Source organism: Tenacibaculum sp. XPcli2-G (genome assembly GCF_024124505.1).
GTDB classification, from domain to species: Bacteria; Bacteroidota; Bacteroidia; order Flavobacteriales; family Flavobacteriaceae; genus Polaribacter; species Polaribacter mesophilus.
Window position 1 is genome coordinate 421441 of the sequence record NZ_JAMXSH010000001.1, and the last position, 26242, is coordinate 447682.

28 protein-coding genes are annotated in these 26242 nt (G+C 29.6%); 15 read left to right on the forward strand and 13 right to left on the reverse strand.

Going from position 1 to position 26242, the window contains the following annotated elements; genetic code table 11:
* The first annotated feature begins 70 nt into the window (after positions 1-70).
* Positions 71-1123 carry an isoaspartyl peptidase/L-asparaginase family protein gene (locus NH341_RS01915; protein WP_167712590.1) on the forward strand — a complete coding sequence of 351 codons (1053 nt, stop codon included), beginning with the start codon at positions 71-73 and terminating at the stop codon, positions 1121-1123.
* Here the strand turns inward: NH341_RS01915 and NH341_RS01920 are convergent.
* From NH341_RS01920 to NH341_RS01930, 3 genes are read right to left on the reverse strand one after another with little or no spacing between them, the layout of a single operon-like run.
* The gene (locus NH341_RS01920) at positions 1120-2502 is read right to left on the reverse strand and encodes an outer membrane beta-barrel protein (protein ID WP_253055559.1); all 1383 of its coding nucleotides are present in this window, start codon (positions 2500-2502) and stop codon (positions 1120-1122) included. The genes NH341_RS01915 and NH341_RS01920 overlap by 4 nt on opposite strands.
* A 3-nt stretch (positions 2503-2505) precedes the next feature.
* A complete protein-coding gene (locus NH341_RS01925) occupies positions 2506-3057 on the reverse strand; it encodes an RNA polymerase sigma factor (RefSeq protein ID WP_371875253.1) in 552 nt (183 codons plus the stop codon).
* Complete coding sequence (locus NH341_RS01930; RefSeq protein ID WP_047788073.1) at positions 3050-3454, reverse strand: hypothetical protein; 405 nt, start codon at positions 3452-3454, stop codon at positions 3050-3052. The genes NH341_RS01925 and NH341_RS01930 overlap by 8 nt, the downstream gene beginning before the upstream one ends.
* A gap of 104 nt (positions 3455-3558) precedes the next feature.
* Here NH341_RS01930 and NH341_RS01935 point away from each other — a divergent pair, with 104 nt between their 5' ends.
* The 7 genes from NH341_RS01935 to NH341_RS01965 all read left to right on the forward strand — a co-directional run bounded on the left by NH341_RS01935 (position 3559) and on the right by NH341_RS01965 (position 10354).
* Entirely contained in the window at positions 3559-4533 is a 975-nt protein-coding gene (locus NH341_RS01935; RefSeq protein ID WP_073182365.1) for an acyl transferase, read from the forward strand.
* A 58-nt stretch (positions 4534-4591) separates the two neighbouring features.
* Positions 4592-5878, forward strand: a complete 1287-nt coding sequence (locus tag NH341_RS01940) for a D-arabinono-1,4-lactone oxidase (RefSeq protein WP_253055560.1) — start codon at positions 4592-4594, stop codon at positions 5876-5878.
* Between the two features lie 4 nt (positions 5879-5882).
* A complete protein-coding gene (locus NH341_RS01945) occupies positions 5883-7061 on the forward strand; it encodes an alanine racemase (protein ID WP_253055561.1) in 1179 nt (392 codons plus the stop codon).
* 56 nt (positions 7062-7117) lie between these two features.
* The gene (locus NH341_RS01950; RefSeq protein ID WP_073182368.1) at positions 7118-7573 is read left to right on the forward strand and encodes a YHS domain-containing (seleno)protein; all 456 of its coding nucleotides are present in this window, start codon (positions 7118-7120) and stop codon (positions 7571-7573) included.
* A gap of 1 nt (position 7574) precedes the next feature.
* Entirely contained in the window at positions 7575-8009 is a 435-nt protein-coding gene (locus NH341_RS01955) for a YHS domain-containing (seleno)protein (RefSeq protein ID WP_253055562.1), read from the forward strand.
* A 112-nt stretch (positions 8010-8121) separates the two neighbouring features.
* On the forward strand, positions 8122-9768 hold the full coding sequence (locus NH341_RS01960; protein WP_173361121.1) for a glycerol-3-phosphate dehydrogenase/oxidase: 1647 nt from the start codon (positions 8122-8124) through the stop codon (positions 9766-9768).
* A gap of 94 nt (positions 9769-9862) precedes the next feature.
* Complete coding sequence (locus tag NH341_RS01965; protein ID WP_159488729.1) at positions 9863-10354, forward strand: hypothetical protein; 492 nt, start codon at positions 9863-9865, stop codon at positions 10352-10354.
* A gap of 88 nt (positions 10355-10442) precedes the next feature.
* Here NH341_RS01965 and NH341_RS01970 read toward each other — a convergent pair whose 3' ends face one another.
* The 3 genes from NH341_RS01970 to NH341_RS01980 all read right to left on the reverse strand — a co-directional run bounded on the left by NH341_RS01970 (position 10443) and on the right by NH341_RS01980 (position 13598).
* A complete protein-coding gene (locus tag NH341_RS01970) occupies positions 10443-11711 on the reverse strand; it encodes an MFS transporter (protein WP_253055564.1) in 1269 nt (422 codons plus the stop codon).
* Between the two features lie 3 nt (positions 11712-11714).
* Positions 11715-12374, reverse strand: a complete 660-nt coding sequence (locus tag NH341_RS01975; protein ID WP_159610605.1) for a hypothetical protein — start codon at positions 12372-12374, stop codon at positions 11715-11717.
* A 228-nt stretch (positions 12375-12602) separates the two neighbouring features.
* A complete protein-coding gene (locus tag NH341_RS01980; RefSeq protein WP_253055566.1) occupies positions 12603-13598 on the reverse strand; it encodes an NAD(P)H-dependent glycerol-3-phosphate dehydrogenase in 996 nt (331 codons plus the stop codon).
* Positions 13599-13696: 98 nt separating this feature from the next.
* On the opposite strand from NH341_RS01980, the gene dut reads away from it, so the two are divergent.
* Positions 13697-14128 carry a dUTP diphosphatase gene (gene dut, locus NH341_RS01985; protein ID WP_253055567.1) on the forward strand — a complete coding sequence of 144 codons (432 nt, stop codon included), beginning with the start codon at positions 13697-13699 and terminating at the stop codon, positions 14126-14128.
* Between the two features lie 86 nt (positions 14129-14214).
* Here dut and recA read toward each other — a convergent pair whose 3' ends face one another.
* Positions 14215-15222, reverse strand: coding sequence for a recombinase RecA (gene recA, locus NH341_RS01990; protein WP_047788064.1), 1008 nt, complete (start codon positions 15220-15222; stop codon positions 14215-14217).
* 114 nt (positions 15223-15336) lie between these two features.
* Between recA and NH341_RS01995 the strand changes: the two genes are divergently transcribed.
* Positions 15337-15912 carry a pseudouridine synthase gene (locus tag NH341_RS01995; RefSeq protein ID WP_159610599.1) on the forward strand — a complete coding sequence of 192 codons (576 nt, stop codon included), beginning with the start codon at positions 15337-15339 and terminating at the stop codon, positions 15910-15912.
* 30 nt (positions 15913-15942) lie between these two features.
* Positions 15943-18168, forward strand: a complete 2226-nt coding sequence (locus NH341_RS02000) for a T9SS type B sorting domain-containing protein (RefSeq protein ID WP_253055569.1) — start codon at positions 15943-15945, stop codon at positions 18166-18168.
* Here the strand turns inward: NH341_RS02000 and NH341_RS02005 are convergent.
* The 4 genes from NH341_RS02005 to NH341_RS02020 form a co-directional block, all read right to left on the reverse strand.
* A complete protein-coding gene (locus NH341_RS02005; protein ID WP_073182359.1) occupies positions 18165-18605 on the reverse strand; it encodes a GNAT family N-acetyltransferase in 441 nt (146 codons plus the stop codon). The genes NH341_RS02000 and NH341_RS02005 overlap by 4 nt on opposite strands.
* A complete protein-coding gene (gene rpiB, locus NH341_RS02010; RefSeq protein ID WP_047788060.1) occupies positions 18605-19036 on the reverse strand; it encodes a ribose 5-phosphate isomerase B in 432 nt (143 codons plus the stop codon). The genes NH341_RS02005 and rpiB overlap by 1 nt, the downstream gene beginning before the upstream one ends.
* A 684-nt stretch (positions 19037-19720) precedes the next feature.
* The gene (locus tag NH341_RS02015) at positions 19721-19885 is read right to left on the reverse strand and encodes a hypothetical protein (RefSeq protein ID WP_201284714.1); all 165 of its coding nucleotides are present in this window, start codon (positions 19883-19885) and stop codon (positions 19721-19723) included.
* 75 nt (positions 19886-19960) lie between these two features.
* Complete coding sequence (locus NH341_RS02020; RefSeq protein WP_253055570.1) at positions 19961-20872, reverse strand: diacylglycerol kinase family protein; 912 nt, start codon at positions 20870-20872, stop codon at positions 19961-19963.
* Positions 20873-20988: 116 nt separating this feature from the next.
* On the opposite strand from NH341_RS02020, the gene rnr reads away from it, so the two are divergent.
* The 4 genes from rnr (at position 20989) to NH341_RS02040 (ending at position 24805) form a co-directional block, all read left to right on the forward strand.
* Positions 20989-23184, forward strand: a complete 2196-nt coding sequence (gene rnr / locus NH341_RS02025) for a ribonuclease R (protein WP_173361220.1) — start codon at positions 20989-20991, stop codon at positions 23182-23184.
* A gap of 19 nt (positions 23185-23203) precedes the next feature.
* Positions 23204-23824, forward strand: a complete 621-nt coding sequence (locus NH341_RS02030) for a hypothetical protein (RefSeq protein ID WP_047788057.1) — start codon at positions 23204-23206, stop codon at positions 23822-23824.
* A gap of 78 nt (positions 23825-23902) precedes the next feature.
* The gene (locus NH341_RS02035; RefSeq protein ID WP_047788360.1) at positions 23903-24580 is read left to right on the forward strand and encodes a head GIN domain-containing protein; all 678 of its coding nucleotides are present in this window, start codon (positions 23903-23905) and stop codon (positions 24578-24580) included.
* Positions 24581-24613: 33 nt separating this feature from the next.
* Positions 24614-24805, forward strand: a complete 192-nt coding sequence (locus NH341_RS02040) for a twin-arginine translocase TatA/TatE family subunit (protein ID WP_047788056.1) — start codon at positions 24614-24616, stop codon at positions 24803-24805.
* A gap of 64 nt (positions 24806-24869) precedes the next feature.
* Here NH341_RS02040 and NH341_RS02045 read toward each other — a convergent pair whose 3' ends face one another.
* A complete protein-coding gene (locus NH341_RS02045) occupies positions 24870-25187 on the reverse strand; it encodes a heavy metal-binding domain-containing protein (protein ID WP_047788055.1) in 318 nt (105 codons plus the stop codon).
* A 2-nt stretch (positions 25188-25189) separates the two neighbouring features.
* Complete coding sequence (locus tag NH341_RS02050; RefSeq protein ID WP_047788054.1) at positions 25190-26116, reverse strand: SPFH domain-containing protein; 927 nt, start codon at positions 26114-26116, stop codon at positions 25190-25192.
* Positions 26117-26242: the final 126 nt, after the last annotated feature.

A 26242-nucleotide genomic window follows, 5' to 3' on the forward strand; every position in this document is an offset into this window, starting at 1 on the left:
AACTACGAATAATTTTACAATTAATAAATTAAACAAAAACAACTTAGTTTGTTTAAAAATTAACAAAATAATGAAAAATATTTACAACTACCTTGCTTTAATTTTGTTACTATTTTCTTGCAATCAATCTAAAGTAACTTCCAAAGAGCTAAATAATACTCCTACTAATGAGTTCGCTATTATTATTCATGGGGGTGCTGGTACCATTTTAAAAGAGAATATGACTCCCGAAAAAGAAACTGCTTATAAAGCTAAGCTAGAGGAAGCTATAAAAACAGGATATGAGATTTTAAAGAACGGTGGTTCTAGTGGTGATGCTGTTGTAAAAACTATTCAGGTTATGGAAGAATCTCCTCTTTTCAATGCTGGAAAAGGAGCTGTATTTACACATGAAGAAACTAATGAATTAGATGCTTCTTTTATGGATGGAAAAACATTGAATGCAGGTGCTGTAGCTGGGGTAAAAGATATAAAAAGCCCTATTGAAGCTGCTAGAACGGTGATGACAAACTCCGATCATGTGCTGCTTTCTGGAAGTGGAGCTTCCAAATTTGCTAAAGAACAAGGGTTGAAAATTGTAGACCCGAGTTATTTTTATACTGAAAATCGCTTTAAATCTTTACAACGAATTAAAGACAAAGAAAAAACGGAGTTAGATCATGATGATAAAGAAGCTGCTTTTTATGATATTGACATTAAAAATAGTAAATTCGGTACAGTAGGTTGCGTTGCTCTGGATAAAAAAGGAAACATTTCTGCAGGAACTTCTACTGGAGGTATGACTAACAAACGTTGGGGACGAATTGGAGATTCTCCTATTATTGGTTCAGGTACTTATGCAAATAATAAAACCTGTGGTGTTTCTTCAACTGGTTGGGGTGAATACTTTATAAGATCTCAAGTAGCGTATGATATTTCTGCTCAAATGGAATATCAACAAAAATCATTAAAAGAAGCTACCAAAGATGTGATTCAAAATAAATTAACCAAACTTGGTGGAACAGGTGGTGTTGTTGCACTTGATAAAAATGGAAATATGTCTTTTGAGTTTAATACTGCAGGAATGTACAGAGCTTCAATGGATGATAAAGGTAATTTAGTAATTAAAATTTACAACGATTAAAACTGATAATTTAAACCTGTATAAACACCAATAAAGTATGGCTGAAACCCATTTGAATCGTTTTTAAATGTATTTAACTGGGTTTTTAGCATTGGATTAATATTTAGAGACCATTTTTTACTGAACTTATAACTAAAATCTACCCCTAAATTTCCACTAAAGTTAACGCTATTTAAGTTGTTTGCTTCTCCTGATGTTGAAAAATCTGTAGTTTTTAAGTTTACATCATTCTTATTTAAAAACAAAGAACTAAAACCCATAACTAATTGTGTTTTTAGCTTTTTTCCTTCTAATACACTATACTTAACTTCTACTGGAACTTCAATATATCCATAACTTTGATTCAACTTACCATCTAGACTACCTGAGCTAATGGATACTGAATTTGTACTAAAATTTATTTGAGAAGTATCATTTAACTCATAACTTTCTCCTGAACTAAAAGCTACACTTGCACTACTTGAATTTGCAGGATTAACAGCTACGTTGGTATTAGAATACTCCATTTCTTGGAGGTGTACTCCTGACTGAATAGACCATTTTTTACTTAATTGATAAGCAATTTGAACACCATAAGAATAACTTGTACTTCCTTTTGTAGAGTTTGATAAACTTGCATCTATTGGAGATGATTTAGAAAAAGAATTTGAGTTTAATACTGCTACTGTTGGAGAAACGGTCCAAAGTTTCTTTATCTTATCCTCTTCTTTTTTATCCTTTTCAGCATTTACAACCGCTAAAAAATCTTTTTTTGGTTTTATAATCTTACGAATTGTATCATTGTTTTTTTTGAAAAAACTTTTTTCTTCTTTTTTAAGAACTGGCAAGCTATTTTCAAGCTTGCCAGCAGAATTTTCTTCTTTCACAACATCATTTTTAGCCAGTAAAGCCCCTTCAACTACTCTACTTGACACGTTATTGCTATCTTTTTCTTGCAATTCTTTTTTACTAACCTTCACAACATGATTAGCGGTTAAAACTTCGTTTTTACGATGTTTTTCTTTCAAATTATTTTTCTTTTTCGTTATTTCTTTTACAACAAGTATTTCCCTTATATTTTCTTTTGTTGGTTTTATTAATAAATTATCTTTTAATTCTTCATTTTTATTTTCTTGCTCTTTAGTTGCTGGTTTTGGTGATTCAACTATAATTACATCTGTATCATCTATATTTCCCTTTTCATAAGTAAAGGGATAAAACAAAAAACCTAAAACAAGCATAGCTGCAACCCCTCCAGAAAACCACCAAATAGGAAAAACACGCTGTTTTTTCTTTTTTTGGAGCTTTTCTTCAATAGCATTCCATACATTTTCATTTGGAGTTACCTCCAAATCTTTAAGTTTTTCTTGAAATAGTCTATCGATGTTTTTTTCTTCCATCAGTTATGCTTTTGCCTCTTTTGCTTGATACAATTCCATTTCTTTTTTCAATATCTGTCTTGCTCGTGATAAGTTTGATTTTGATGTTCCTACAGAAATATTTAATAATTCTGCTATTTCTTTATGTGAATAATTATCTAATACATACAAGTTAAAAACTAAACGATACCTATCTGGTAAACTTTGAATGAGCTCTAATAAAACATCAATATTCACATTTTCAGTTTCAAGCTCTATTTCTTCTACTATTTCCTCATCAGAAGCTTCTGAAACTAACTGTAAAGGTGATTTTTCTCTATACTTTTGTAATGCTGTATTTATAGTTATTCTCTTCATCCATCCTTCAAAAGAACCTTTATGCTGATATTGAGGCATCTTTTTAAAAATAGTTAAAAAACTATCTTGTAAAGTATCTTCTGCATCTTGATAATTACGTGAATACTTTAAACACAGCGCAAAAAGTTTACCAGAAAACAACTGGTAAACTTGCGCTTGCGCTGTGATATTTTGATGACAGCATCCTTGTATGAGTTTTTCTAAATTGATGTTACAAATTTACTGGAATTACCACTTCTTCGTATACATCTTCTCCTTCATCATTTTTACCTTTCCAAAACTTAAAAACATAATCTTCTTCTTGTGTTGCCTCAACAGGAAAAGCATATTCTTCTTGTCTTACATCTTGAGTACAAGCAACATCAAGAGCTACTATTGCTGTACCAGCTACAATTCTAGTTGTATCCACTTTTTGATAATACAATCCATTAAAAGAGTAACAACTATTGGGTAGTGTATACTTTATCTTAATTGTATCAACTTCTCCGAATGTAAAACTTTCAGGAGTTGTGGCACTATCAACCTTTAAAAACTCATATCTAACATTAGGGCTGTCATCATCTAAACAAGAATAAAACGTAAATACACTTAAAAAAAGGATTAAAATTTTTTTCATGACATATATAATTAGGGTTATTATTTTAACTTTCCATGGTTTATATAGTAGATGAAAAAAAATTAAAAAGGTTGCGTCGAATACTCTTACTTTTGTAAAAGTTTATGAAGAACACCATTTTTAACATACAGTCTACAGAAGATTTTAATAAAACTGCACTACAAGTTTTTAAACATCAGTTTACAAATAATAAAGTGTATCGTTCTTTTTGTGATTTGATATACGTTCATCCTTCTGATGTACATACTATTGAACAAATTCCGTTTTTACCTATTCAGTTTTTTAAAACTCGAGAAGTACTTTCGTCTACAAATGAAATTCAAGAAACCTTTACAAGTTCTGGTACTACAGGAAGTACAACCAGTAAGCATTTAGTTACCGATTTATCTTGGTACGAAACCAGCTATTTAAAAGGTTTTGAACATTTTTACGGTAATATTGAAGACTATGTTGTACTAGCTTTGTTACCCAATTATTTAGAACGTAAAGGATCTTCTTTGATTTATATGGTTGAAGACTTAATTAAACGTTCTCAACATCCTGAAAGTGGATTTTACCTCAACAATTTAGATGAACTTGCTCAAAAGCTTACAAATTTAGATTCACAAGGAAAAAAAGTATTACTTATAGGCGTTTCTTTTGCTTTATTAGATTTGGTAGAACAATATGAATTCAATCTTTCTAATACCATTATTATGGAAACTGGTGGAATGAAAGGAAGAAGAAAAGAACTTATTCGTAACGAATTACATGCGATTTTAAGCAATGGTTTTGGAGTAAATGAAATTCATTCTGAATATGGAATGACAGAATTATTAAGTCAAGGATATTCAAAAGGAAATGGTGTTTTTAACTGTCCGCCTTGGATGCAAGTCTTAACTCGTGATACTGAAGATGCTTTGACTATTTTACCTAAAGGAAAATCTGGCGGAATTAATGTAATTGATTTAGCAAACTACAATTCTTGTTCTTTTATTGCTACACAAGATTTAGGAAAGGTATACCAAGACAATAGTTTTGAAATTATAGGACGTTTTGATAATTCAGATATACGCGGTTGTAATTTGATGGTTTTGTAATCCTTTTTTATTTTTTACTATCTTCCCAGTCAATTAACCTCTATTATTTCAAGGTCTTATGAAAAACTGGGCAGAAAATGTACGGTGGAATCCATCTGCAGTTGCATTTCCTCATTCGGAAAATGAAATTCAACAACTTGTTTTAAAAGCTATACAATTTAATCAAAAAATTAGAGTCATTGGTTCTGGTCACTCTTTTACTTCTTTATGTAGTACTGACGAAATATTAGTAACTCTCGATAACTTTCAAGGACTCATTTCAATAAACAAAGAAAAAAATCAAGCTACTGTAAAAGCAGGAACGAAACTTTCTTTATTAGGCGAACTACTTTTTAAAGAAGGATTAGCTATGGAAAACATGGGAGACATCAACGTTCAATCAATTGCAGGAGCTATAAGTACAGGTACACATGGAACAGGTATCGAACTTAAATCTATCAGTAACCAAGTCGTTGGATTAAAATTTGTGAATGGAAAAGGTGAAATCATTGAGTGTTCTACCGAAAAAAATATTGAGTTATTCAAAGCTGCTCAAGTATCATTAGGTTGTTTAGGTATTATTACTGAAATTACTTTACAATGTGTTCCTGCTTATAAACTAAAACTTCAAAATAAAAAGGAAAAGTTAAGTGATGTATTGGCTACTTTGGACAAAAGAAATTCTCAAAACCGTAATTTTGAGTTTTACTGGATTCCGTACACAAATACAGCATGGACCAAAACTTCAAATATTGTTGAAGATTCTGAGCCTGATAAAGTAAACTTTTTTAATTATTGGACAGAATATGTACTCGAAAACTATGTTTTTAAGTTGATGTGCGAGTTTGCAAAAGTTTTTCCTTCACAAAACAAAACAGTTGCTAACATTACAGCAGCTAGTATAAGTAACGTAAAAAAAGTATATCACAGTCATAAAGTATATGCAACACAGCGAATGGTAAAGTTTCATGAAATGGAGTATAATATTCCTGCAGAAGCCTATCAAGATGTATTTAAGGATGTGCAAAAAATTGTCAACTCAAAAAAGTTCAATATTCATTTTCCTATTGAAAATCGCTGGGTAAAAGGAGATGATGTTTTTATGAGCCCTGCCTACAGAAGGGATTCGGCATATATTGCTTGTCACGTATACAATAAAAAAGATAGTAGTGCTTATTTTGCTGCTTTAGAAGAAGTTTTTAAAGCCTATGACGGAAGACCTCATTGGGGTAAAATGAATACATTTACTTCGGATGATATTGCTAGAATGTACCCTAAATTCACCAACTTTATGACTTTCAGAAAAGAACATGATCCAGAAAATATATTTGTGAACCCGTATCTTCAAAAACTATTAGGTATTTAATATTATGGATGCTTATTTTAAAATCTTAAATAAAGAACTTAAAAACTACCAACGGGCCATTCCTTGTTTGTTAGTAGATTTAGATATTCTAGATGAAAATATAGCAGAAGCACTTTCTAATTTTAGAAAAGATGCATCACTCAGAGTTGTAGTAAAATCATTGCCTTCGGTCCAATTAATTGAATATATATTAGAAAAAACACATTCAAGCAAGTTGATGTTTTTTCATCAACCTTTTTTAACTGATTTAGTTGCTCGATTGGGGGACAAAGCTGATATTTTATTGGGTAAACCCATGCCAATAAAAACTGCGGAATATTTTTACAACAACTTACCTCAAGAGTACAACGGATTTAACCCATTTACTCAAATTCAATGGTTAGTTGATACCAAAAAAAGAATTGAAGAATACATCAATTTAGCCAAACAACTCAATCAAAAATTACGATTGAATATTGAAATTGATGTGGGTTTACACCGCGGTGGGTTTTCTTCTTTAAAAAGTTTAACAAAAGTACTATCACTTATTGAAAACAATCAAAATTTTGTTGAATTTTCTGGGTTTATGGGTTATGATCCACATGTAGTAAAACTTCCAAAGATTATTCGTTCTCAAAAGAAAGCACTACGATTAGCGAATCAATATTATGAAGACTGTAAAACCTTAGTTAAAAATGATTTTCCAGAGCTATGGAATGAAAATTTAACCTTTAACGGAGCCGGAAGCCCTACTTTAAACTTACACAAAGAACAAAATTCTCCAATAAACGATATTGCCATTGGTTCATGCTTTGTAAAACCTACAACATTTGATATTCTTTCATTAAAAAACTATAAACCAGCAACGTTTATAGCAACACCAGTTTTAAAAACTTTTTCAAATACAACGCTTCCAGGTTTAGAAAAAGTAAAACAAATTTTTAGTAAGAAATCTGCTTTTATTTATGGCGGTTTTTGGAAAGCTGACTATTACTACCCTGTAGGGGTAAAACAGAATAATTTGTTTGGTTCTTCTACTAATCAAACAATGATTAATGTTTCTAAAAACATACCTTTACAAGTAGATGATTTTGTCTTTTTAAGACCACACCAAAGTGAGTTTGTTTTTTTACAATTTGGAGAAATTTTACCTATTAGAAACGGTAAAATTCAACAGCCTTGGCAATTATTAAATAATTCTTAATTATTCAATTGTAATGTTTTTTGTTTTTCATCGACTACTCATAAAATCTACAAACAATGAAAAACTTTATTACACTACTTTTAGTAGTAGTCTCTACTGCATTATACGCTCAAAAAACTGACTACAATACAAAAAAAGGTTATGTAGCCGAAGGTTACGATGTTGTTTCTTACTTTACAAATAGTGAACCTGTTGAAGGAATAAAGAAGTTTCAAACAACTTATGATGGAGCTAAATTCAAGTTTTCTTCAAAAGAAAATTTATCCCTTTTCAAAGAAAATCCAATAAAATACATTCCTCAATATGGTGGATATTGTGCATATGCTGTAGCTGCTAAGAAAACTAAAATGTATATTGATGCAGAAGCTTATGAAATTAGAGATGGTAAATTATATCTTTTTTATAGTTCTTGGCTTTCTAGCAAACTTGATGATTGGAAAAATGGTGATACTAAAAAGTTACAAAATCAGGGAGATATAAACTGGGAAGAACTAAAACATAAAAAAAAATAAAATGAAACATATATTTATCTTCTTTCTATTTTTTTCAAGTATTGTCTTCTCACAAGAATACAATACCAAAAACGGAGTTATTGCTAAAGGTTACGATGTAGTAAGTTATTTTCATAATAAAGCCGAAAAAGGAAATAAAAAAATTACAACTAAATATAATAACGTTTCCTTTCGTTTTTCGTCAAAAGAAAATTTAGCTACTTTCCTTAAAAATCCTCAAAAATACAATCCACAATATGGAGGGTACTGCGCCTATGCCATTGGAAAAACTGGTGAAAAGGTGGATATTGATCCGAAAACTTTTGAAATACGAGATGGTAAACTGTATTTATTTTATAACTCTTGGGTAACCAATACTTTAAAAATGTGGTTAAAAGAAAATCCAGAAGAGCTCAAAAAACAAGCAGATACTAATTGGAAAAAATTGAATCGTTAGTTTTAGATTTAATAGTTGTGGGGGCGACTTCTAAAAGGGCTGATAATTTCAGCTCTTTTTTTATGCTTATCGTTTCTTTTTATTCTTATTTTTGGTTAATAAAAACAGCTCTATGAATAATTTCTCTTCTTTCAATAGAAAAAACATTCAACAAGAATTACAAACTACCGAATTTGATATTCTAGTGATTGGTGGTGGTATTACAGGTGCAGGTATTGCTTTAGATGCTGCCTCACGTGGAATGAAAGTCGCTTTAATTGAAAAAAATGACTTTGCTTCGGGAACCTCTAGTAAATCTACCAAACTAATTCATGGAGGTTTACGCTACTTAAAACAATTTGATTTTTGGTTGGTAAAAGAAGTGGGTACTGAGCGTGCTATTGTTCATAAACTAGCGCCACATTTGGTAATTCCTGAAAAAATGATTTTACCATTAATTGATGGCGGAACTTACGGTTCATGGCTAACATCTATCGGATTAAAAGTATACGATGTGTTAGCTTCTGTTGAAGGAGATGATAAACGTAAAATGCTTGATAAAAAAGAAGCGTTAGAAAAAGAACCTTTATTACCTAAAAGTATTTTAAATGGTGCTGGTTTTTATGCTGAATATCGTACTGATGATGCTCGTTTAACTATAGAAGTTTTAAAAACAGCAAGTCAATACGACGCACAAATATTAAACTACACGCGTGCAGACGAATTTATTTACGAAAATAAGCGTGTGGTAGGTGCTAAAGTAACGGATGCTTTTACTGAAGAAAGTTATGATATTAGAGCTAAATATGTAGTAAACGCAGCTGGACCATGGGTAGATGAATTACGCCAAATTAACAATTCTAAAATTGGAAAACGTTTACATTTAACCAAAGGAGTTCACTTAGTTGTTCCGCATGAAAAATTACCCGTAAAACAATCTGTGTATTTCGATATTCCAGACGGTCGTATGATGTTTGCTATTCCTCGTGGAAAAGTAACCTATTTTGGAACTACCGATACCAATTATCAAGAAGATAAAGACACCGTTGAAACCTCAATGGTGGATGCTTTGTATTTAATTGAAGCAGTAAATAACATGTTTACTGATATTCAATTAACCATAGATGATATTCAATCATCATGGGCAGGATTACGCCCGTTAATTCACGAAGAAGGAAAATCGGCTTCAGAATTATCTAGAAAAGATGAAATTTTTGTTTCTGATACCAAGTTAATTTCAATTGCTGGAGGAAAATTAACAGGTTATAGAAAAATGGCAGAACGGATTGTGGATATTGTTGCGAAAAAAATGAAACGTCGTTTTGAAGTTGAATTTGATCCAATTCAAACTGAAGAAATTGTTTTATCAGGAGGGCCTTTTCAAAATTATAAATCAGTAAAACTATACATTAATCAAATTTATAAACAACTAAAATTACATGGTTTTACTGAAAAAGATGCCAGTTATTTAGTATATAACTATGGTAAACAAACCGAACTTATTTTAGATAAGTTTGATGAGCTTAATGAAGAAAATATACAAGAGCGCTTATTAAAAGCTGAAATATGGTTTGTAATAAAGCATGAAATGACCTGTACTCCTACCGACTTCTTTATGAGAAGAACTGGTCGTTTATTTTTTGATAAACCTAGTGTTGATCTTTATAAAAACTTTGTTATTCAAGAATTTACAAGCCGCTTTAATTGGGATGAAAATACAACTTTAAAACATCAACAAGAATTGGATAAAAAAATAGCTTTAACCTTAAAATTTAACTAGTTTCTTACATAGAAAATTAATCGAGTATTATATCTTTGGCGACTGCAAAAACCTCGTTCTTCGAAAGGGTTTATACAATTAATTTTTAAGTAATATGAAACAACTAATACTAGTATTTTTTCTATTAACCGCGTTTATAGCAAAAAGTCAAACTAATATTATTTCGAACTCTGATTTTGATAATATTAAAATAAATAATATTGCCTTAACTGATATTAAAAAAACTTTAGGTAAACAAGCTAAAGTAGAGTCTTTATTAGGTGCAACTGTTTCTTTTGAAGATAATGGTTTTTATTACTATTTTAAGTTTAATGGTTTAAAACTAGATTTTTCTACTTCTGGAAGAAAACCATATATCGAGTCTTTAGATGTTTTAAGTAATGAAGCTACTTTTACTATTAAAGGAATAACAATTACTGTTGGAGATCCAATAAGTAAGTTAGGAGAAGTTGCTTTAACAACTGGTAGAAATGGCTCTAAGAGTATTTTATATGCTGAATGTGATAGTTGTGATGTTTTTATAAACATAAACTTTGATCAAGCAACAAAAAAGATTACAAAAATCAATTATTTTGATATGTCTTAATTGATTTACTTTAAAAAGTATATTAAAAATGCCTAGAAGTAATTTTCTAGGCATTTTTATTTATATCTATAGAGCATCAGTTTACTTGTTATTCTTCCTTCTCGTGTTCTTCTAAATCTTTAGTTAGATCTAATTTTCGAAGTGTTGGGTTTACAATTCCTGTAGTTATCACAGTAATCAAGGTCATAGTTCCACCAAAAACCACTGCTGTTACTGTTCCCATTAACTTTGCTGTTACCCCACTTTCAAAAGCTCCTAATTCGTTAGAAGAACCTACAAACATAGAATTTACTGAAGCTACTCTACCACGCATATGATCGGGTGTTTTTAATTGTAAAATAGTTTGGCGAATTACCATAGAAACACCATCGGTTACACCACTAAAAAATAGGGCTACAATAGAAATCCAAAAAACGGTTGATAAACCAAATACTATAATACAAATTCCGAAACCAAATATAGCTGTTAAAAGCTTCATTCCTGCATTTCTACTTATAGGTATATATGCAGTAACTAACATCGTTAAAAAGGCTCCTATGGCTGGTGCTGCACGCAATGCACCAAACCCTTCTGGTCCAACTTTTAAAATATCTTGGGCATATACTGGTAATAATGCTACTGCTCCACCAAATAATACCGAAATCATATCTAATGTAAGTGCTCCTAAAATAGCTTTTGTTTTATATACAAAACGTACTCCTTCTTTTAAACTTTTCATTACGGGTTCTCCAATTTTTGGATTTAGAATTGGTTTCTTTTTTATAAAAAATACCGTAAAAAATGATATTGAAACTAAACCAAATACAACACATAAAGACCAATGTACTCCAATCCAAGAAATAGTAAACCCTGCAAAAGCTGGTCCTAATACTGAAGCTATTTGCCAAGTTGAACTACTCCATGTTGCAGCGTTAGGATATAATTTTTTAGGTACAATTAAAGCAATTAATGAAAAAATCGTAGGTCCGAAAAAAGAACGTAATAATCCACCAAAAAAGACCAGAGCATAAATAGCATATAGCACAGTATTTTTATTCCAATCTTCAATAAAACTAGGCAATGTTAAAAAGAATAGTCCTAAACTTATGAGTGAAAATAGGCCAATACACAAGGCTAGTAGATTTCTTTTTTCTTTTTGATCTACAATATGACCAGCAAACAACGCCATGGATACTGCAGGAATTACTTCCATTAGTCCAATAATTCCTAATGATAATGGATTTTTAGTGATACTGTAAACCTGCCATTCGATAATAATAAATTGCATAGACCATGCAAATACTAAGGCAAAACGTACTAAAAGAAAAATATTAAATTCTTTAATTCTTAAGGAAGCATAGGGGTCTTTTTTTTCCATAAATTAATTTAATTTCAAATCCATTAAAATTGCAAATGTTTCATTTACATCTCTTTCTTTTACTACTATAGTCATTTCATGTGTTGTAGAAATTACTTCTTGTACCGCTATATTTGCCCAAGCAAATTGTTTTAAAATAAAATAGTATATACCTGATTGATCTAAGTTTCCTTTTGGTAGTTTTATAGTTATAGAAGCTAAATCGTTTACATTATTAATTAATGCTTCTTTCTTAAAAATTTCTTCAACAAAAGGGTGTAAGTTTTTACTTGTTACAATATTTGTTTCAAAAATACCTTGTGAAACCGTTAAGAAATAATCTTTACTATCTGCTGATTTACTTAAAATTTTAGCAATTTCTTTTAATAAAGACGTTGTATTTTTGAATGTAAAATCACATAAATCAGATCGTACAATTACGTCTCCTAAATTTAAAGCAAGTCTTTTAATATTTTTTCTAACTCTCAATTCATTAGCTGGAGATAACCTGTTAATAGCCATCATTACAGCACCTACTTTTACTTCTTTTTTTAAAAGTTTAGAAACTTCAGGTAAAATTTCTCTTGCTAACGATGACACATTAATTAACTTTTCATTAAGAGCCTCCTCTATGAAAGGAGTTTTTCTGATAGTTATTTCAACAGCTTCTTGAATTGTTTTCATTTTTTGTTTAATTTTAAACCAAAGAAACAAAAATAAAACTTATAGTAAAATTATTTCATAATTAAAATATCTAATATTTTTAATTAAAAACTTTGTTAATCAGAATTTTAATCTAAATTTGTTACTATTGTATCTTGTATACAAGACCTATACACAACTAAATATAGGAGCGATTGATGGGGCTTCTTAATTTTTATTAAGAAGGATTATTTGTACAAATGCAAACAACTAATCTAATCTATTTGTTAACTTTAAAAACTCATCTTTCGCTTCTTTCTTGTCGTATAAAACGTTATAAACAGCGTTGATTATTGGAGTTTTAGCTTTGTTTTTTTGATTAATTTTATAGGCGCTTTTTGTTGCATAGTATCCTTCAGCAACCATACTCATTTCTAACATTGCAGATTTTACAGTGTAACCTTTTCCTATCATATTTCCAAACATTCTATTTCTACTAAATGTAGAATATCCAGTAACTAATAAATCACCTAGGTATGCTGAATTGTTAATATTGCGCTTCATTTTATGAATCTTTTTAATAAAGCGTTTCATTTCTCTAATACCATTACTCATTAATACCGCTTGAAAATTATCTCCATAGCCTAAACCATGAGCAATTCCTGCAGCTATAGCATAAATATTTTTTAACATCGCTGCATATTCAGTACCAATAATATCATCAGAAATTTTAGTTTTAATATAGCGTCCTGCAATAGCTTCACTAAGTTTTTTTGCTTTTTCTTCATCTTGACAAGCAAGTGTTAAATACGATAAGCGTTCCATTGCTACTTCTTCTGCATGACATGGTCCAGATATTACCCCAATATTTTCATATGGTATATTGTATTTTTCATGAAAATGTTCACCAACAATTAATCCTGATTCTGGTACAATTCCTTTAATGGCTGAAAAAATAACTTTATTCTCTAAAGAAGCAGTAAGTTTTTCTAATTCTCCGTTTAAAAAAGCAGAAGGAACGGCAAAAATTAACACGTCATAATTTTCTACAATGTAATTTATATTTTCAGACAAATCTAACTGTTCAGGATGTAACTCTGCAGAACTTAAATAACTAGGATTATGTTTGTTACGTTTAATATGTTCAATAGCATATATGCTGCGCATATACCAACCAATAGTTTCTAAGTTTTCAGATAACATTTTAACAATAGCTGTTGCCCAACTTCCACCTCCTAAAACGGCTATTCTAGTTTGATTGCTCATAAGTAGTATTTGTTTGTATTACAAAATTAAGAAATCTATAATCGACTCTCTAAACTTAAAGGTTATTATATTTGAATTTTAAAAACTATATGAAACATATGAACGTACAAATCATAAACAAATCCAAACATCAAACACCAACTTATGAAACCGAGGGATCTGCAGGAATGGATTTACGTGCAAATATAGATGCTGCTATTATTTTAAAACCTTTAGAGAGAGCTATTATTAAAACAGGTTTATTTATTGCGCTTCCTGTTGGGTATGAAGCTCAAGTTCGTCCACGTAGTGGACTCGCAGCCAAAAAAGGGATTACCGTATTAAATTCTCCTGGTACAGTTGATGCTGATTATCGTGGAGAAATTGGGGTGATTTTAGTAAATTTATCTAACGAAGATTTTACAATTAACGATGGTGAGCGAATTGCGCAATTAGTTATTACAAAACACGAACGTGTAAACTGGCAAGAAGTAGAAGTTTTAAACGAAACTGAACGTGGTGCTGGTGGTTTTGGTAGTACTGGAATTTAAACACATATCTTATTCTTTCTAAAGAAAAAAGCTGTTGAAGTTTTCAACAGCTTTTTAGTAATAGTTAGAACTTTTAAATTTAAAACTTAATCTTGATTTTCAATAGCATCTTTTATTTTATTTTCTAACTCTTCCATTAATTCAGGGTTGTCTTTAATAACACCTTTTACAGCATCTCTACCCTGACCTAATTTAGTGTCTCCATAACTAAACCATGAACCACTTTTCTTTATAATTCCGTATTCTACTCCAATATCCAAAACTTCACCAACTTTTGATATTCCTGCACCATACATAATATCAAATTCTGCTTGTTGGAATGGTGGAGCTACTTTATTCTTTACAATCTTAACTTTAGTACTGTTACCAATTACTTTATCGCCATCTTTAATTTGTGTTCTACGACGAATATCTAAACGAACAGATGCATAAAACTTTAAAGCGTTACCACCTGTTGTAGTTTCTGGGTTACCAAACATAACTCCAATCTTTTCACGTAATTGGTTAATAAATATAACTGTACAGTTTGTTTTACTAATAGTACCTGTTAATTTACGTAGAGCTTGTGACATTAAACGTGCATGTAATCCCATTTTAGAATCACCCATTTCACCTTCAATTTCAGATTTTGGTGTTAATGCTGCAACCGAGTCAATCACTACAATGTCAATAGCTCCCGAACGAATTAAGTTATCAGCAATTTCTAATGCTTGTTCTCCATGATCTGGTTGGGAAATAATTAAATTATCAACATCTACACCTAAACTTTCAGCATAAAAACGATCAAAAGCATGTTCCGCATCAATAAAAGCAGCAATACCTCCTGCTTTTTGAGCTTCTGCAATTGCATGTATTGTTAAAGTTGTTTTACCTGATGATTCTGGTCCGTAAATTTCTATAATTCTTCCACGAGGATACCCTCCTACTCCTAAGGCTAAATCTAATCCTAAAGAACCTGACGATATTGCATCTACATCTTCTACTTGGCTATCTCCTAACTTCATTACGGTTCCTTTACCGTAAGTTTTGTCTAACTTATCTAGTGTAAGTTGAAGCGCTTTTAATTTCGCTTCTTTTTCTTTATCTGCTGCCATAAATCGTACTAATTATTTTAAGTAATAAGAACGGCTAAGTTATGAAAAACTAGCTTTAGTATCCTATCTTTTTATGTTACATTTTGTAATATTGTACTTCTTAAAAAAGAAAAGATGTCAAACCATCGTCACTTCATGATTTACAAACCTTATGGTTTTTTATCACAATTTATTACAAATCAAAAAAAAGGAGGTAAACACAAATTATTAGGTGAATTATACAATTTTCCTGAAAAAACAATGGCTGTTGGTAGATTGGATGCAAAATCGGAAGGTTTATTGTTGTTAACAACCGACGGAAAAGTAAGCGACTTTATCACTACCAGAGGTGGAGTTGAAAAAGAATATTATGTCCAGTTAGACGGAGCAATTACTTCAGAAGCTATTGATCAATTAAAAAATGGGATTGAAATTGGTTTTGACGGAAAGAAATATATAACTAAAGCTTGCAAAGTTAAGTCAATTGATACACCAGATTTACCAGAGCGTTCTAAAAAAATTAGAGATGCTCGTCACGGTCCTACTCCTTGGATATCAGTTACATTAACCGAAGGAAAATTTAGACAAGTACGTAAAATGACCTCAGCTGTTGGTTTTCCTACACTCCGTTTAGTACGCGTTCGTGTAGGTAACATTTTACTAGGTAACATGCAAGTTGGTGAAGTTAAAGAAGTTGAAGAATTGATTTAGTTTGTTACTTTTACAGCTTTATAAAAAGCTATGAAAAAATATATAACTCTTTTACTTTTCTTTTTTACTTTATTTTCTTACTCACAAAATACTTATGTTCCCGATGATGGTTTTGAACAATATTTAATTGATTTAGGGTATGATTCTGGTCCTTTAGATGATTATGTTCCTACTAATAATATCAGCACTGTAAACGACCTATCAATATCAGGAAGTGCTGATTATATAAACGGAATCAAATCCTTACAAGGTATAGAAGACTTTATTGCTTTAGAAAAATTAACAATTGAATTAAATGAGGTTGTAACTATTGATCTTTCTAGTAATACTAATTTGATAGATTTATATATTTATAGTGATTCAATGCTTCAAAATTTGAATATTTCAAATAATAGTAAACTAGAAAATTTTCACTGTATTAACACTAGTATAAGTTCAATTGATTTATCAAATAATATTAACATTAAAGATTTAACTATAGGTAATTCTAGTATTACAGAATTAGATTTATCAAAAAATATTAAAATTGAACAACTTAATTTAAGTCACGGAATTTTAGAAAAAGTAAATTTTAAAAATGGTAATAATTCATCTATTACTCAATTTTATTGCATTGATAATCCTAATTTAACCTGTTTTCAGGTAGATAATGAAAATTATAGTAAAACTAACTGGATAGATATTGATGACAACTCTGTGTTTAGTACTAATTGTGCTACTCCTCTATTAACCTATGTACCCGATGATAATTTTGAACAAGAGTTAATAAACCTTGGATATGATTCTGGCCCTTTAGATGACTATGTGTTAACTAGTAATATTGAAAACATACTAGAATTAGAAATTCAAGAAAAAAATATTGCTGACTTAACAGGTATACAAGATTTTAAGAATTTAACAAAACTTATATGTTATACTAATTCTATTACCTCTATAAATCTCGATAACCTTAAAAATTTAACACATTTAAATATATCAGAGAATAATCTTACAACACTAAATGTTAGTAATAATTTAAAATTAGTAGATTTATTTTGTAGTGATAACTTTCTTGATGAAATAAATGTTAGTAATAATATCAAGTTAGAAAGGTTGGTGTGTTCTCTAAATAAAATAAAGGATTTAGACATATTTAGGAACTTAGAGCTATATCTTTTATGGTGTGAACATAATCTACTAAATCAATTAAATTTATCATTAAATAAAGATTTAAAAAGATTAAGTTGTGGAGGTAATTTATTTACTAGTATAGATGTATCAAATAATATTATTTTAGAAGAATTTTATGCTCCTGATGGAAATTTAGAGTCATTGGATTTATCTAATAATCCAAAAATAAATTACTTCGTTGTATCTAACAATAAACTAACTTTTTTAGATTTAAGAAATGGTGCTAATCAAAATATACCAGGAAACAGTTTTAATACAACAAATAATAATTTGGATTGTATTCTTGTTGATGATAAAAATTTTAGTGAAGTAAATTGGATTTCTATTGATGCTACATCTACTTTTATTAATGATGAATCAGAATGTAAACAGACTACTTGTAACATAACTGTTGATACTTTAAATGATGTTATCACCTGTGATAATTACTCTTTACCTAGTTTATCTGATGGAAAATACTATACTGAATCTAATGGAAATGGAAATCGATTGAACCCTGGAGATATTATAAATAAATCTCAAACAATTTTTATTTATAACGAAGATTCAAGTAATCCTTCTTGTTCAATTGAATCTTCATTTATGGTTACTATAAACAATTCACCTGATGTTGATATTTTAAATGATGTTTTTGCTATTAATGAATTTACTTTACCTAATCTAATAAATGGAAATTATTATACTGAATCTGGAGGAAATGGAAATCAATTAAATTCTGGAGATATTATTACTGATTCTCAAACAATTTTTATTTATAATGTAAACCCTATAAATACTAGTTGTAATAATGAAAGTAGTTTTACCATTCTTATAGAGGAAGAAAGAGATGTTACCATTCCAAACTTTTTTACTCCAAATAACGATGGTAACAATGATACTTGGATTGTAAACGCTAATAACAATCTTATTAAAGAAATTTATATTACTGATAGATTTGGAAAGATAGTAGGTAAAATTAAACCAAACACTATTGGTTGGAATGGTTTATACAATGGAAAACCACTTCCAAGTACTACATACTGGTATCAAATAATTTTTACAAACGGAGAGGCTAAAAATGGTGCTTTTGCTTTAATTAGAAACTAATTTCTAACCATTCTTATATGCGGAATACCATCTTCTAAATAACCTTCACCTATTTGTTTAAATCCGTGAGATTCGTAGAATTTTTGCAAATAGGTTTGTGCAGAAATCGTTATGGTAGTTTCATTGTAGTTATCAACAATAGCTTTTATGGATGCTTTAATCAAATCGTGTCCGTAACCATATTTACGTTCCGTTTCTTTAACTACTACCCTACCAATACTTGGTGTATCAAAATATTCACCACTATTAAATAATCGTGTATAAGCTACTATTTTACCTTCTTTAACTCCTATAACGTGTAAAGCCTTTTGATCTTTACCATCAATATCTTGATACACACAATCTTGCTCAACAACAAAAACTTCAGAACGTAATTGCAAAAGCTCATACAGTTCTGAAGTTGTTAATTCTTGAAATCTTTTTACTATAAAATTCATTAACAGCAAGCTATTTTATTTACTCTATTCGCGTGACGACCTCCTTCAAATTCGGTAGATAAAAAAATCTTTACAAAACCTAAAGCTTGTTGTAACGATACAAAACGAGCTGGAATTGTTAAAATGTTAGCATCATTGTGCTGACGTGTTAATTCAACCAATTCGTTATTCCAACATAAAGCAGCACGAATTCCTTGGTGCTTATTAGCAGTCATTTGCGCTCCATTACCACTTCCACATAAAATAATTCCCATTTCTGCTTGTCCTGTCTCCACAGCTTCAGCAGCTGGATGAATTGTATCTGGGTAATCCATACTATCGGTTTCATTCGTACCAAAGTTGATTACTTTATGTCCTAATTCTTCTAAAAGCTTAACTATTTCAAATTTGTATTCGGTGCCTGCGTGATCGTTTCCTACAGCGATTGTCATAATTTGTTGATTTTAATTCAGTTGTGAATTACAAAAATACAGTTATTCACGGTTATCAACAGTAATTAACAATGCTTTTTTTAGCATTCTTAATAACCTATTTAAAATTAAGAAGTTAAGCTATATTATCAAATTGTTAAGAAGTAATAGTATATTCTGAAAAGAAAATTTTCTTTTCTAGATATTTTTTACAATGCAAGAACAAGAATTAATTATGCAACTTTTTTTTTGAGATTTTAATGAACATTTATCAACATTAAATTAACCCTTTTTTTACATTGAAAAGAAAATTAACTATTCAAAATTTTCAGTGAATTGCTGTTTATAACTTTTGTTAATAACTCTATTTTATAGTTGATTTTTAAAGTTTTATTTAACTAATAACTTGTTTATTTATTTTAATAAGTCACTTAACCAAAAATAAAATCCACTTTTTATGCTACATATTAACACACTATAATAACAATCATTTCTTTTTTTAAATTTTTAAAATCTCTTTTATTAATAATATAATATGTTAATAACAGTTTTTTTGAAATTTAAGTTTTAGAGACTCCTCTACTAATCATTTACTGAGTTACAAAAATTAGAGTAACTTCTTTGTCTTCTTTTATGGCAAATTGCAAAAAATAAGACGTAAATACTACGTTTGTTGAAAAGTGATAATAAGTGAGAGAAAAAGACTTAAACAGCTTTTTTAGATGCTTTAATAAGGTAAATAGTATCTTTAGTTACTACTTTTGAAGGAGTTTTTTTGTTTAAAGTTGTATTTATACTCACTACTGTTACGATAATTCCTGTAATGAATATGAAAATAAACAGTGCTATTATTTTGCGTAAGTTTTTCATTTATAACGACTTTCTTACTATAAAGACGTATGAATTTAAGAAACGTTACAATTTTATTAAGTTTTTTTTAACTTTTTAAGGAATAACTATTTGAATAGCACTTTTTAGAATACTAACTTTAACTTGTCCTCTACCTATTAACTCACCATCTGCTTGAATATAAGGAAGTTCATCATTGTTTTTGGGAGTTATTAACAATGAGTTAGCCAAATGCGTTTCTACTTTTTTATGCTGAAGAATTTTTCCGTTGTATAATTTTTTAATTGAAAAAAGTAAGTCCCAAAAGGACAGATTTTTAGCTATTGTTATATCAAATAAACCATTATTAGAACCTTTATAATCAGTTAATTGCATACTTCCTGCCGAATATTTACAAATACCAAACAAAGTCATTAAACACTTTGTTTCAACAGATTTATTGTTAATAGTTATGTTAAAAGTAGTTTTTTTGTAGAGTAATAAACCCGCTATCCCACTCAATAAGTAGGCTATAGATCCAAATCTCTTTAATTTATTCAACTTATTAACAACATATCCGTCATAACCAATACCAGCTACATTATTAAAATAGGAAGAAGTATCAGGTAATTCTAAGTAACCGATGTCTTGAAAAATAGTTTTTCCGTGTTTTATTAAACTAACGGCAGCTTTTATATTCTTAGGTATATTATAAGTTTTAATCCAGTCATTACCAGTACCTAATGGAATAACAGCAATAGTTATTTCTTCAGGTTTTATAGTATTTTGAGTCATAATTCCGTTAATAACATGATGTAAAGTACCATCACCCCCAACAGAAATTATTTTCTTATAACCTTTGTTAATAGCTTGTTTAACAATAATTTTTTCGTGATTTGAATATTCAGTTTTTGCATATTCATAGGTTATATTATTAAATTTTAATTCCTGTTGAATATCTGACCAATATTTATTGAACTTACCATTACCAGCTACAGGATTAACAATAACAAACCAAGAATTATTCATACCATCACTTTAAATAAAGATTGGAAAAGTACGAAATCAATTTATAACAGTTATTTAAATTACTAGCATTAATTTTATTCGTACTTTGGTTGAAAATTAAATAAGACGAAAGATTAATGACTAGAAAGAAAAAAATCTACAAAAAAAAGGGTAAAGTTATCAAAGATCTTACCCGTAACATTTTCAAAATACTTAACGAAGACAGTAATAAATATTACAATTACAAACAGATTGCTTCTAAATTGAAAGTTTCTGATACTGATGGTAAAAATCAGATTATAAAAAAATTAGCAGAATTAACAGCTAATAAGAAAATTAAAGAAGTTGATAGAGGTAAATATCAAATAAATGAAGATCGTAAATACCATGTTGGTACTTTAGATGCTACCTCTAATGGCAATGCTTATTTTATTTGTGATGATTTTGAACACGATATTTTTGTGCCTTCAGTAAACTTAGGTAAAGGTTTACATAATGATACTGTAAAAGCCTATGTGTATAAAAAGCGTAGAAGTAATAAACTTGAAGCCGATGTTGTAGAAATTATTGAGAGAGCAAAAACTGAATTTGTTGGTGTATTACAAATGAATAAAAATTTCGGATTTGTTATACCAGATAGCACTAAAATGTATGCAGACATTTTTATTTCTCAAAGTAAACTTAATGGCGCAAAAGATGGTGATAAGGTTGTTGCTACAATGACTGATTGGCCAGAGAATTCTAAAAATCCGTTTGGAAAAATTACTCAAGTTTTAGGAAGACCAGGAGATCACGATACAGAAATCCATTCTATTTTATTAGAATATGGTTTACCGTATGAATTTCCTACTGAAGTAGAGAAAGAAGCATCTGAATTACCTATTGAAATTACTAAGGAGGAAATAGCTAAGCGTAGAGATATGCGAGGAGATTTAACATTTACAATAGATCCAAAGGATGCTAAAGATTTTGATGATGCTTTATCATTTACAAAACTTGAAAATGGTAATTATGAAATAGGTATTCATATTGCTGATGTTTCTCATTATTTACAACCAAAAACTGTTTTAGATGATGAAGCTTATGATCGTGCTACATCAGTATATTTAGTTGATAGAGTGGTACCAATGCTACCTGAAATGTTAAGTAACGGAGTTTGTTCTTTACGACCAAATGAAGAAAAATTAACTTTTTCAGCAGTTTTTGAAATGAATGAGAAAGCACAAGTTATTAACCAATGGTTTGGAAGAACTGTTACTTATTCTGATAAACGCTTTGCTTATGAAGAAGCACAAGCAATCATTGAGAATAAAAATAATATAATTCCTGCTGATGTTTCTTTAACTGGAGAAGCATATGAAGTTGATGAAACTATTGTTGAAGCTACATTAAAACTTGATGAACTAGCTAAAAAAATGCGTAAAAAGCGTATGAAATCAGGAGCTATTTCTTTTGATAGAGTTGAAGTTAAATTTCATTTAGATGAAAATGCTAACCCTACAGGAGTTTTCTTTAAAGAAGCTAAAGACGCTAATAAACTAATTGAAGAATTTATGTTATTAGCAAACAAAAAAGTAGCTGAATTTATAGGGCTTTCTGCAGGGAGACCAAGTAAGAAAACTTTTGTTTATCGTGTACACGATGAACCAGATGTAGAAAAACTAGCATCGTTACAAAATATTGTTAGTAAATTTGGATATAAAATCAATACAGAAACACGCCAAAAAACATCGGATAGTTTAAATAAATTATTATCAGACGTTCATGGTAAGGGAGAAGCCAACATGGTAGAAACCTTAGCTATTCGTTCAATGAGTAAAGCTGAATATACTACACAAAATATAGGTCACTATGGTTTAGCTTTTGATTATTACAGCCACTTTACTTCACCAATACGTCGTTATCCTGATGTGATGACACATCGTTTATTACAACACTATTTAGATGGCGGAAACTCACCAAAAGCCGAAATTTATGAAGAAAAGTGTAAACATTCTTCTAAAATGGAAGAATTAGCTTCAAAAGCTGAAAGAGATTCCATTAAATATATGCAGGTTAAATACATGCAAGATCATAAAGATCAAGAATTTGAGGGAGTAATTTCAGGTGTTACAGAATGGGGAATTTATGTTGAGATAAAATCCAATAAATGCGAAGGTATGGTACGTATTAAAGACATTAAGGATGATTATTATATCTTTGACGAAAAACAATATGCTGTGGTTGGACAGTCAACTAAAAACATTATTCAATTAGGGGATGAAGTTGTTGTAAAAGTAAAACATACCGATTTAGAACGTAAACATTTAGATTTTAACTTAATATCACATTAAAAATTATATATAAAAAACTATGAAAATTTGGATTACTACTGAAGAAGAAAAAAATAATATTTATCTAATTGCTAATAAGAAATCCCTGTGGATAACAGAACAACCTGTTGAAGTTGATGTTAGTAATCTAATTTCAGAACAGAAGTTAACAAATACTACTATTATAAGATTTGAAGAAATAAAAGAAATTTTATTAAATGATACAGATCAGATTATAACAATTAGTTTAAAGGATGATAAGGAAAATGAAATTGAAATAATAATTAATTCAGCTACTTATTCTGAAATTAAAACATATTTATTAAATAATTTAAAAGGTATAGCAGTAAAAAATTATTCACTTTTCAAACAAATTAAATCTTATATATTTGGTTTATTATTATTTGGAGTTGTTACCTGGATCCTACATAACACTGCTCTAAGTTTACAAAATGGTGAAACATTAAACACAAGTGGCAGAAGAGGTTTAATAAAAAAAATATTTGTAGGAGTAGCAGACTTTTTGGGACCAACTGGAGTATTAATAATTGGAGGAATTTTTATACTTATTTTTATAGTAGGCCTTGTTAATACAATTAAGAAACCTAAAGTAGGAGAAATTATAAAATTTAAGAATAATACAGAATTAATATTCAGTTAAAAACAATATTTTTAAGTATTTACCTTTATAGTATTGGTATAATTATTGGTTATACTCAATTAACTAATGGAATTTATTATGAAGAAGTTAGCAATATTAAGTTTGTTCTTGATGACCGTTTTAGCATCAGCTCAAACAACCATAACTAAGAATTTAGGAGACTTTTCAATAGTAAAAGTGTACAATGGTATAGATTTAAAACTAGTAAAATCTGATGAATCTAAAATAATAGTTACTGGCGAAAAAACAGACAAAGTTAAAATTAAGTTGGATGGAACGACCTTAAAAGTATTATTAAGGTTCCCAGAAACTACTGCCGATGGTAAAGTTAAAGCAACGTTATATTACAATAAAACTTTATCAATTATTGATGCAAATGAAGGAGCAACGATTACAGGTAAAGACATTAACCAACAAAAAGTCGAAATTAGAGCTCAAGAAGGAGCTTTTATCAACCTTGTGGTTAATGTTAAGCATTTGAATGTAAAAAGTTCTTCAGGAGCGGTTATTAGGCTTTCTGGAGCAACAAAGAATCAAAATGTAAATGCTGATCTAGGAGGAATGTATCACGGTTACAAATTATCGGTAGAAGAAATGACAGCTGTAAAAGCAGGATCTGGTTCTAAGGTTGAAGTACAAGCTGGAGAAACCTTAGATGCTAAAGTATCGTTTGGAGGCTCTATTTTTTACAAAGGAAAACCAGAAGTATTTAGAGACAAAAAAGTAATTGGCGGAGTAATAGAACACCGAAGTTAATTTTGTATCTTTGTAGCGCAAAATTTAATAAAAATGAATTTACTTACTATATTTTTAGGAATTATTGGACCATGGCAAATAGCTATAGTCGTTGCATTAGTACTATTATTATTCGGAGGAAAAAAAATTCCTGAATTAATGAGAGGTTTAGGTACTGGTATTAAAGAATTCAAAGATGCCACTAAAGATGAAGAGAATACTGATAAAGTAGAAGAAAAGAAATAAGATCATTATCTTATTAACAATAAAAAGAAAACCGAAACATTTAATGTTTCGGTTTTTTATTTAATTAAAGTTTTACCGCTGTTCCAGAAGCAGTAACCATTAGCATACCTCCATTGGCGCCAACGGTTTCATAATCTAAGTCGATTCCTATAACTGCATCAGCTCCTAATTTTAGAGCTCTCTCTTCCATCTCTTTTAAAGCTATTTCTTTAGCTTCTCTTAGAACTTTTTCATAAGAACCAGACCTACCTCCTACTATATCTCTAATACCGGCAAAGAAGTCCTTAAAAATGTTTGCACCTATAATTGTTTCACCAGTAACAATACCTAGATATTCTTTAGCTGGTTTATTTTCTATTGAAGGTGTAGTTGATAGTATCATAATTATTCTTTGTCTTTATTTTCTTGTGCTTTCTTCATTGCCTCACCTATTTGATTACTTGCTGTAAAGCTAGCTACCATATCATTTAACATATTACTACCTGCTTGTGGTGAATTTGGTAGTAAAATTAAGTTACTGTTAGTTTCTTCACCAATTGATTGTAAAGTATCGTAGTGTTGTGTAACAACAATTAAAGCTGATGCTTCTTGACTGTTAATTCCTACTTTATTTAAAACTTCAACAGATTCTTCTAAACCACGAGCAATTTCTCTACGTTGATCAGCTATACCTTGTCCTTGCAAACGTTTGCTTTCAGCTTCTGCTTTAGCTTTTTCAACAATTAAAATACGTTGTGCGTCTCCTTCAAATTGAGCTGCGATTTTTTCACGTTCAGAAGCATTAATACGGTTCATTGCTGCTTTTACTTGTGCATCCGGATCAATATCAGTTACTAAAGTTTTTATAATGTCATAACCATAATCAGCCATGGCATCATTTAATTCAGTTTTAACGGCGATTGCAATATCATCTTTTTTAACAAATACATCATCTAATTTCATTTTAGGTACTTCTGCACGTACTACATCAAATACATAAGATGTAATTTGATCGTGCGGATAATCTAGCTTATAAAAAGCATCGTACACCTTATCACGAATTACTTTGTATTGTACAGAAACTTTTAACTTAACAAATACATCGTCTAAGGTTTTTGTTTCCACAATTACATCTAGTTGTTGAATTTTTAAACTCAACTTACCAGCAATTCTATCCACAATAGGAATTTTTAATTGTAAACCAGAATGACGAATGCTTTGAAAGCGACCAAAACGCTCAATAATAGCTGCTGTTTGTTGCTTAACAATAAAGAATAATGATAAAAATACTAGAATCCCGATAACAATAACCGGATACATATAAATTGACATAGTTTTTAATTTTTAAATGTTAGTAATTTTTTTGATAAAGATACTATTTAATAGTAGATAATTATTAGACGAATTTTATTTGAATTGTTACAATTCTTATTTAAAATTTATATTTGTAAAAAATCA

Excerpts from the sequence above, each read along its gene's own strand:
- NH341_RS01970 (WP_253055564.1), bottom strand. The coding sequence starts at position 11,711 with ATGGAAAAAAAAGACCCCTATGCTTCCTTAAGAATTAAAGAATTTAAT.
- NH341_RS01930 (WP_047788073.1), bottom strand. The coding sequence starts at position 3,454 with ATGAAAAAAATTTTAATCCTTTTTTTAAGTGTATTTACGTTTTATTCT.
- recA (WP_047788064.1), bottom strand. The coding sequence starts at position 15,222 with ATGGCAGCAGATAAAGAAAAAGAAGCGAAATTAAAAGCGCTTCAACTT.
- NH341_RS01975 (WP_159610605.1), bottom strand. The coding sequence starts at position 12,374 with ATGAAAACAATTCAAGAAGCTGTTGAAATAACTATCAGAAAAACTCCT.
- NH341_RS01980 (WP_253055566.1), bottom strand. The coding sequence starts at position 13,598 with ATGAGCAATCAAACTAGAATAGCCGTTTTAGGAGGTGGAAGTTGGGCA.
- rnr (WP_173361220.1), top strand. The coding sequence starts at position 20,989 with ATGACTAGAAAGAAAAAAATCTACAAAAAAAAGGGTAAAGTTATCAAA.
- NH341_RS01960 (WP_173361121.1), top strand. The coding sequence starts at position 8,122 with ATGAATAATTTCTCTTCTTTCAATAGAAAAAACATTCAACAAGAATTA.
- dut (WP_253055567.1), top strand. The coding sequence starts at position 13,697 with ATGAACGTACAAATCATAAACAAATCCAAACATCAAACACCAACTTAT.
- NH341_RS02020 (WP_253055570.1), bottom strand. The coding sequence starts at position 20,872 with ATGAATAATTCTTGGTTTGTTATTGTTAATCCTGTAGCTGGTAATGGT.
- NH341_RS01965 (WP_159488729.1), top strand. The coding sequence starts at position 9,863 with ATGAAACAACTAATACTAGTATTTTTTCTATTAACCGCGTTTATAGCA.
- NH341_RS01995 (WP_159610599.1), top strand. The coding sequence starts at position 15,337 with ATGTCAAACCATCGTCACTTCATGATTTACAAACCTTATGGTTTTTTA.
- NH341_RS01935 (WP_073182365.1), top strand. The coding sequence starts at position 3,559 with ATGAAGAACACCATTTTTAACATACAGTCTACAGAAGATTTTAATAAA.
- NH341_RS01920 (WP_253055559.1), bottom strand. The coding sequence starts at position 2,502 with ATGGAAGAAAAAAACATCGATAGACTATTTCAAGAAAAACTTAAAGAT.
- NH341_RS01915 (WP_167712590.1), top strand. The coding sequence starts at position 71 with ATGAAAAATATTTACAACTACCTTGCTTTAATTTTGTTACTATTTTCT.
- NH341_RS02000 (WP_253055569.1), top strand. The coding sequence starts at position 15,943 with ATGAAAAAATATATAACTCTTTTACTTTTCTTTTTTACTTTATTTTCT.
- NH341_RS01945 (WP_253055561.1), top strand. The coding sequence starts at position 5,883 with ATGGATGCTTATTTTAAAATCTTAAATAAAGAACTTAAAAACTACCAA.
- NH341_RS02005 (WP_073182359.1), bottom strand. The coding sequence starts at position 18,605 with ATGAATTTTATAGTAAAAAGATTTCAAGAATTAACAACTTCAGAACTG.
- NH341_RS02040 (WP_047788056.1), top strand. The coding sequence starts at position 24,614 with ATGAATTTACTTACTATATTTTTAGGAATTATTGGACCATGGCAAATA.
- NH341_RS02045 (WP_047788055.1), bottom strand. The coding sequence starts at position 25,187 with ATGATACTATCAACTACACCTTCAATAGAAAATAAACCAGCTAAAGAA.
- rpiB (WP_047788060.1), bottom strand. The coding sequence starts at position 19,036 with ATGACAATCGCTGTAGGAAACGATCACGCAGGCACCGAATACAAATTT.
- NH341_RS02015 (WP_201284714.1), bottom strand. The coding sequence starts at position 19,885 with ATGAAAAACTTACGCAAAATAATAGCACTGTTTATTTTCATATTCATT.
- NH341_RS01955 (WP_253055562.1), top strand. The coding sequence starts at position 7,575 with ATGAAACATATATTTATCTTCTTTCTATTTTTTTCAAGTATTGTCTTC.
- NH341_RS01940 (WP_253055560.1), top strand. The coding sequence starts at position 4,592 with ATGAAAAACTGGGCAGAAAATGTACGGTGGAATCCATCTGCAGTTGCA.
- NH341_RS01950 (WP_073182368.1), top strand. The coding sequence starts at position 7,118 with ATGAAAAACTTTATTACACTACTTTTAGTAGTAGTCTCTACTGCATTA.
- NH341_RS02030 (WP_047788057.1), top strand. The coding sequence starts at position 23,204 with ATGAAAATTTGGATTACTACTGAAGAAGAAAAAAATAATATTTATCTA.
- NH341_RS02035 (WP_047788360.1), top strand. The coding sequence starts at position 23,903 with ATGAAGAAGTTAGCAATATTAAGTTTGTTCTTGATGACCGTTTTAGCA.
- NH341_RS02050 (WP_047788054.1), bottom strand. The coding sequence starts at position 26,116 with ATGTCAATTTATATGTATCCGGTTATTGTTATCGGGATTCTAGTATTT.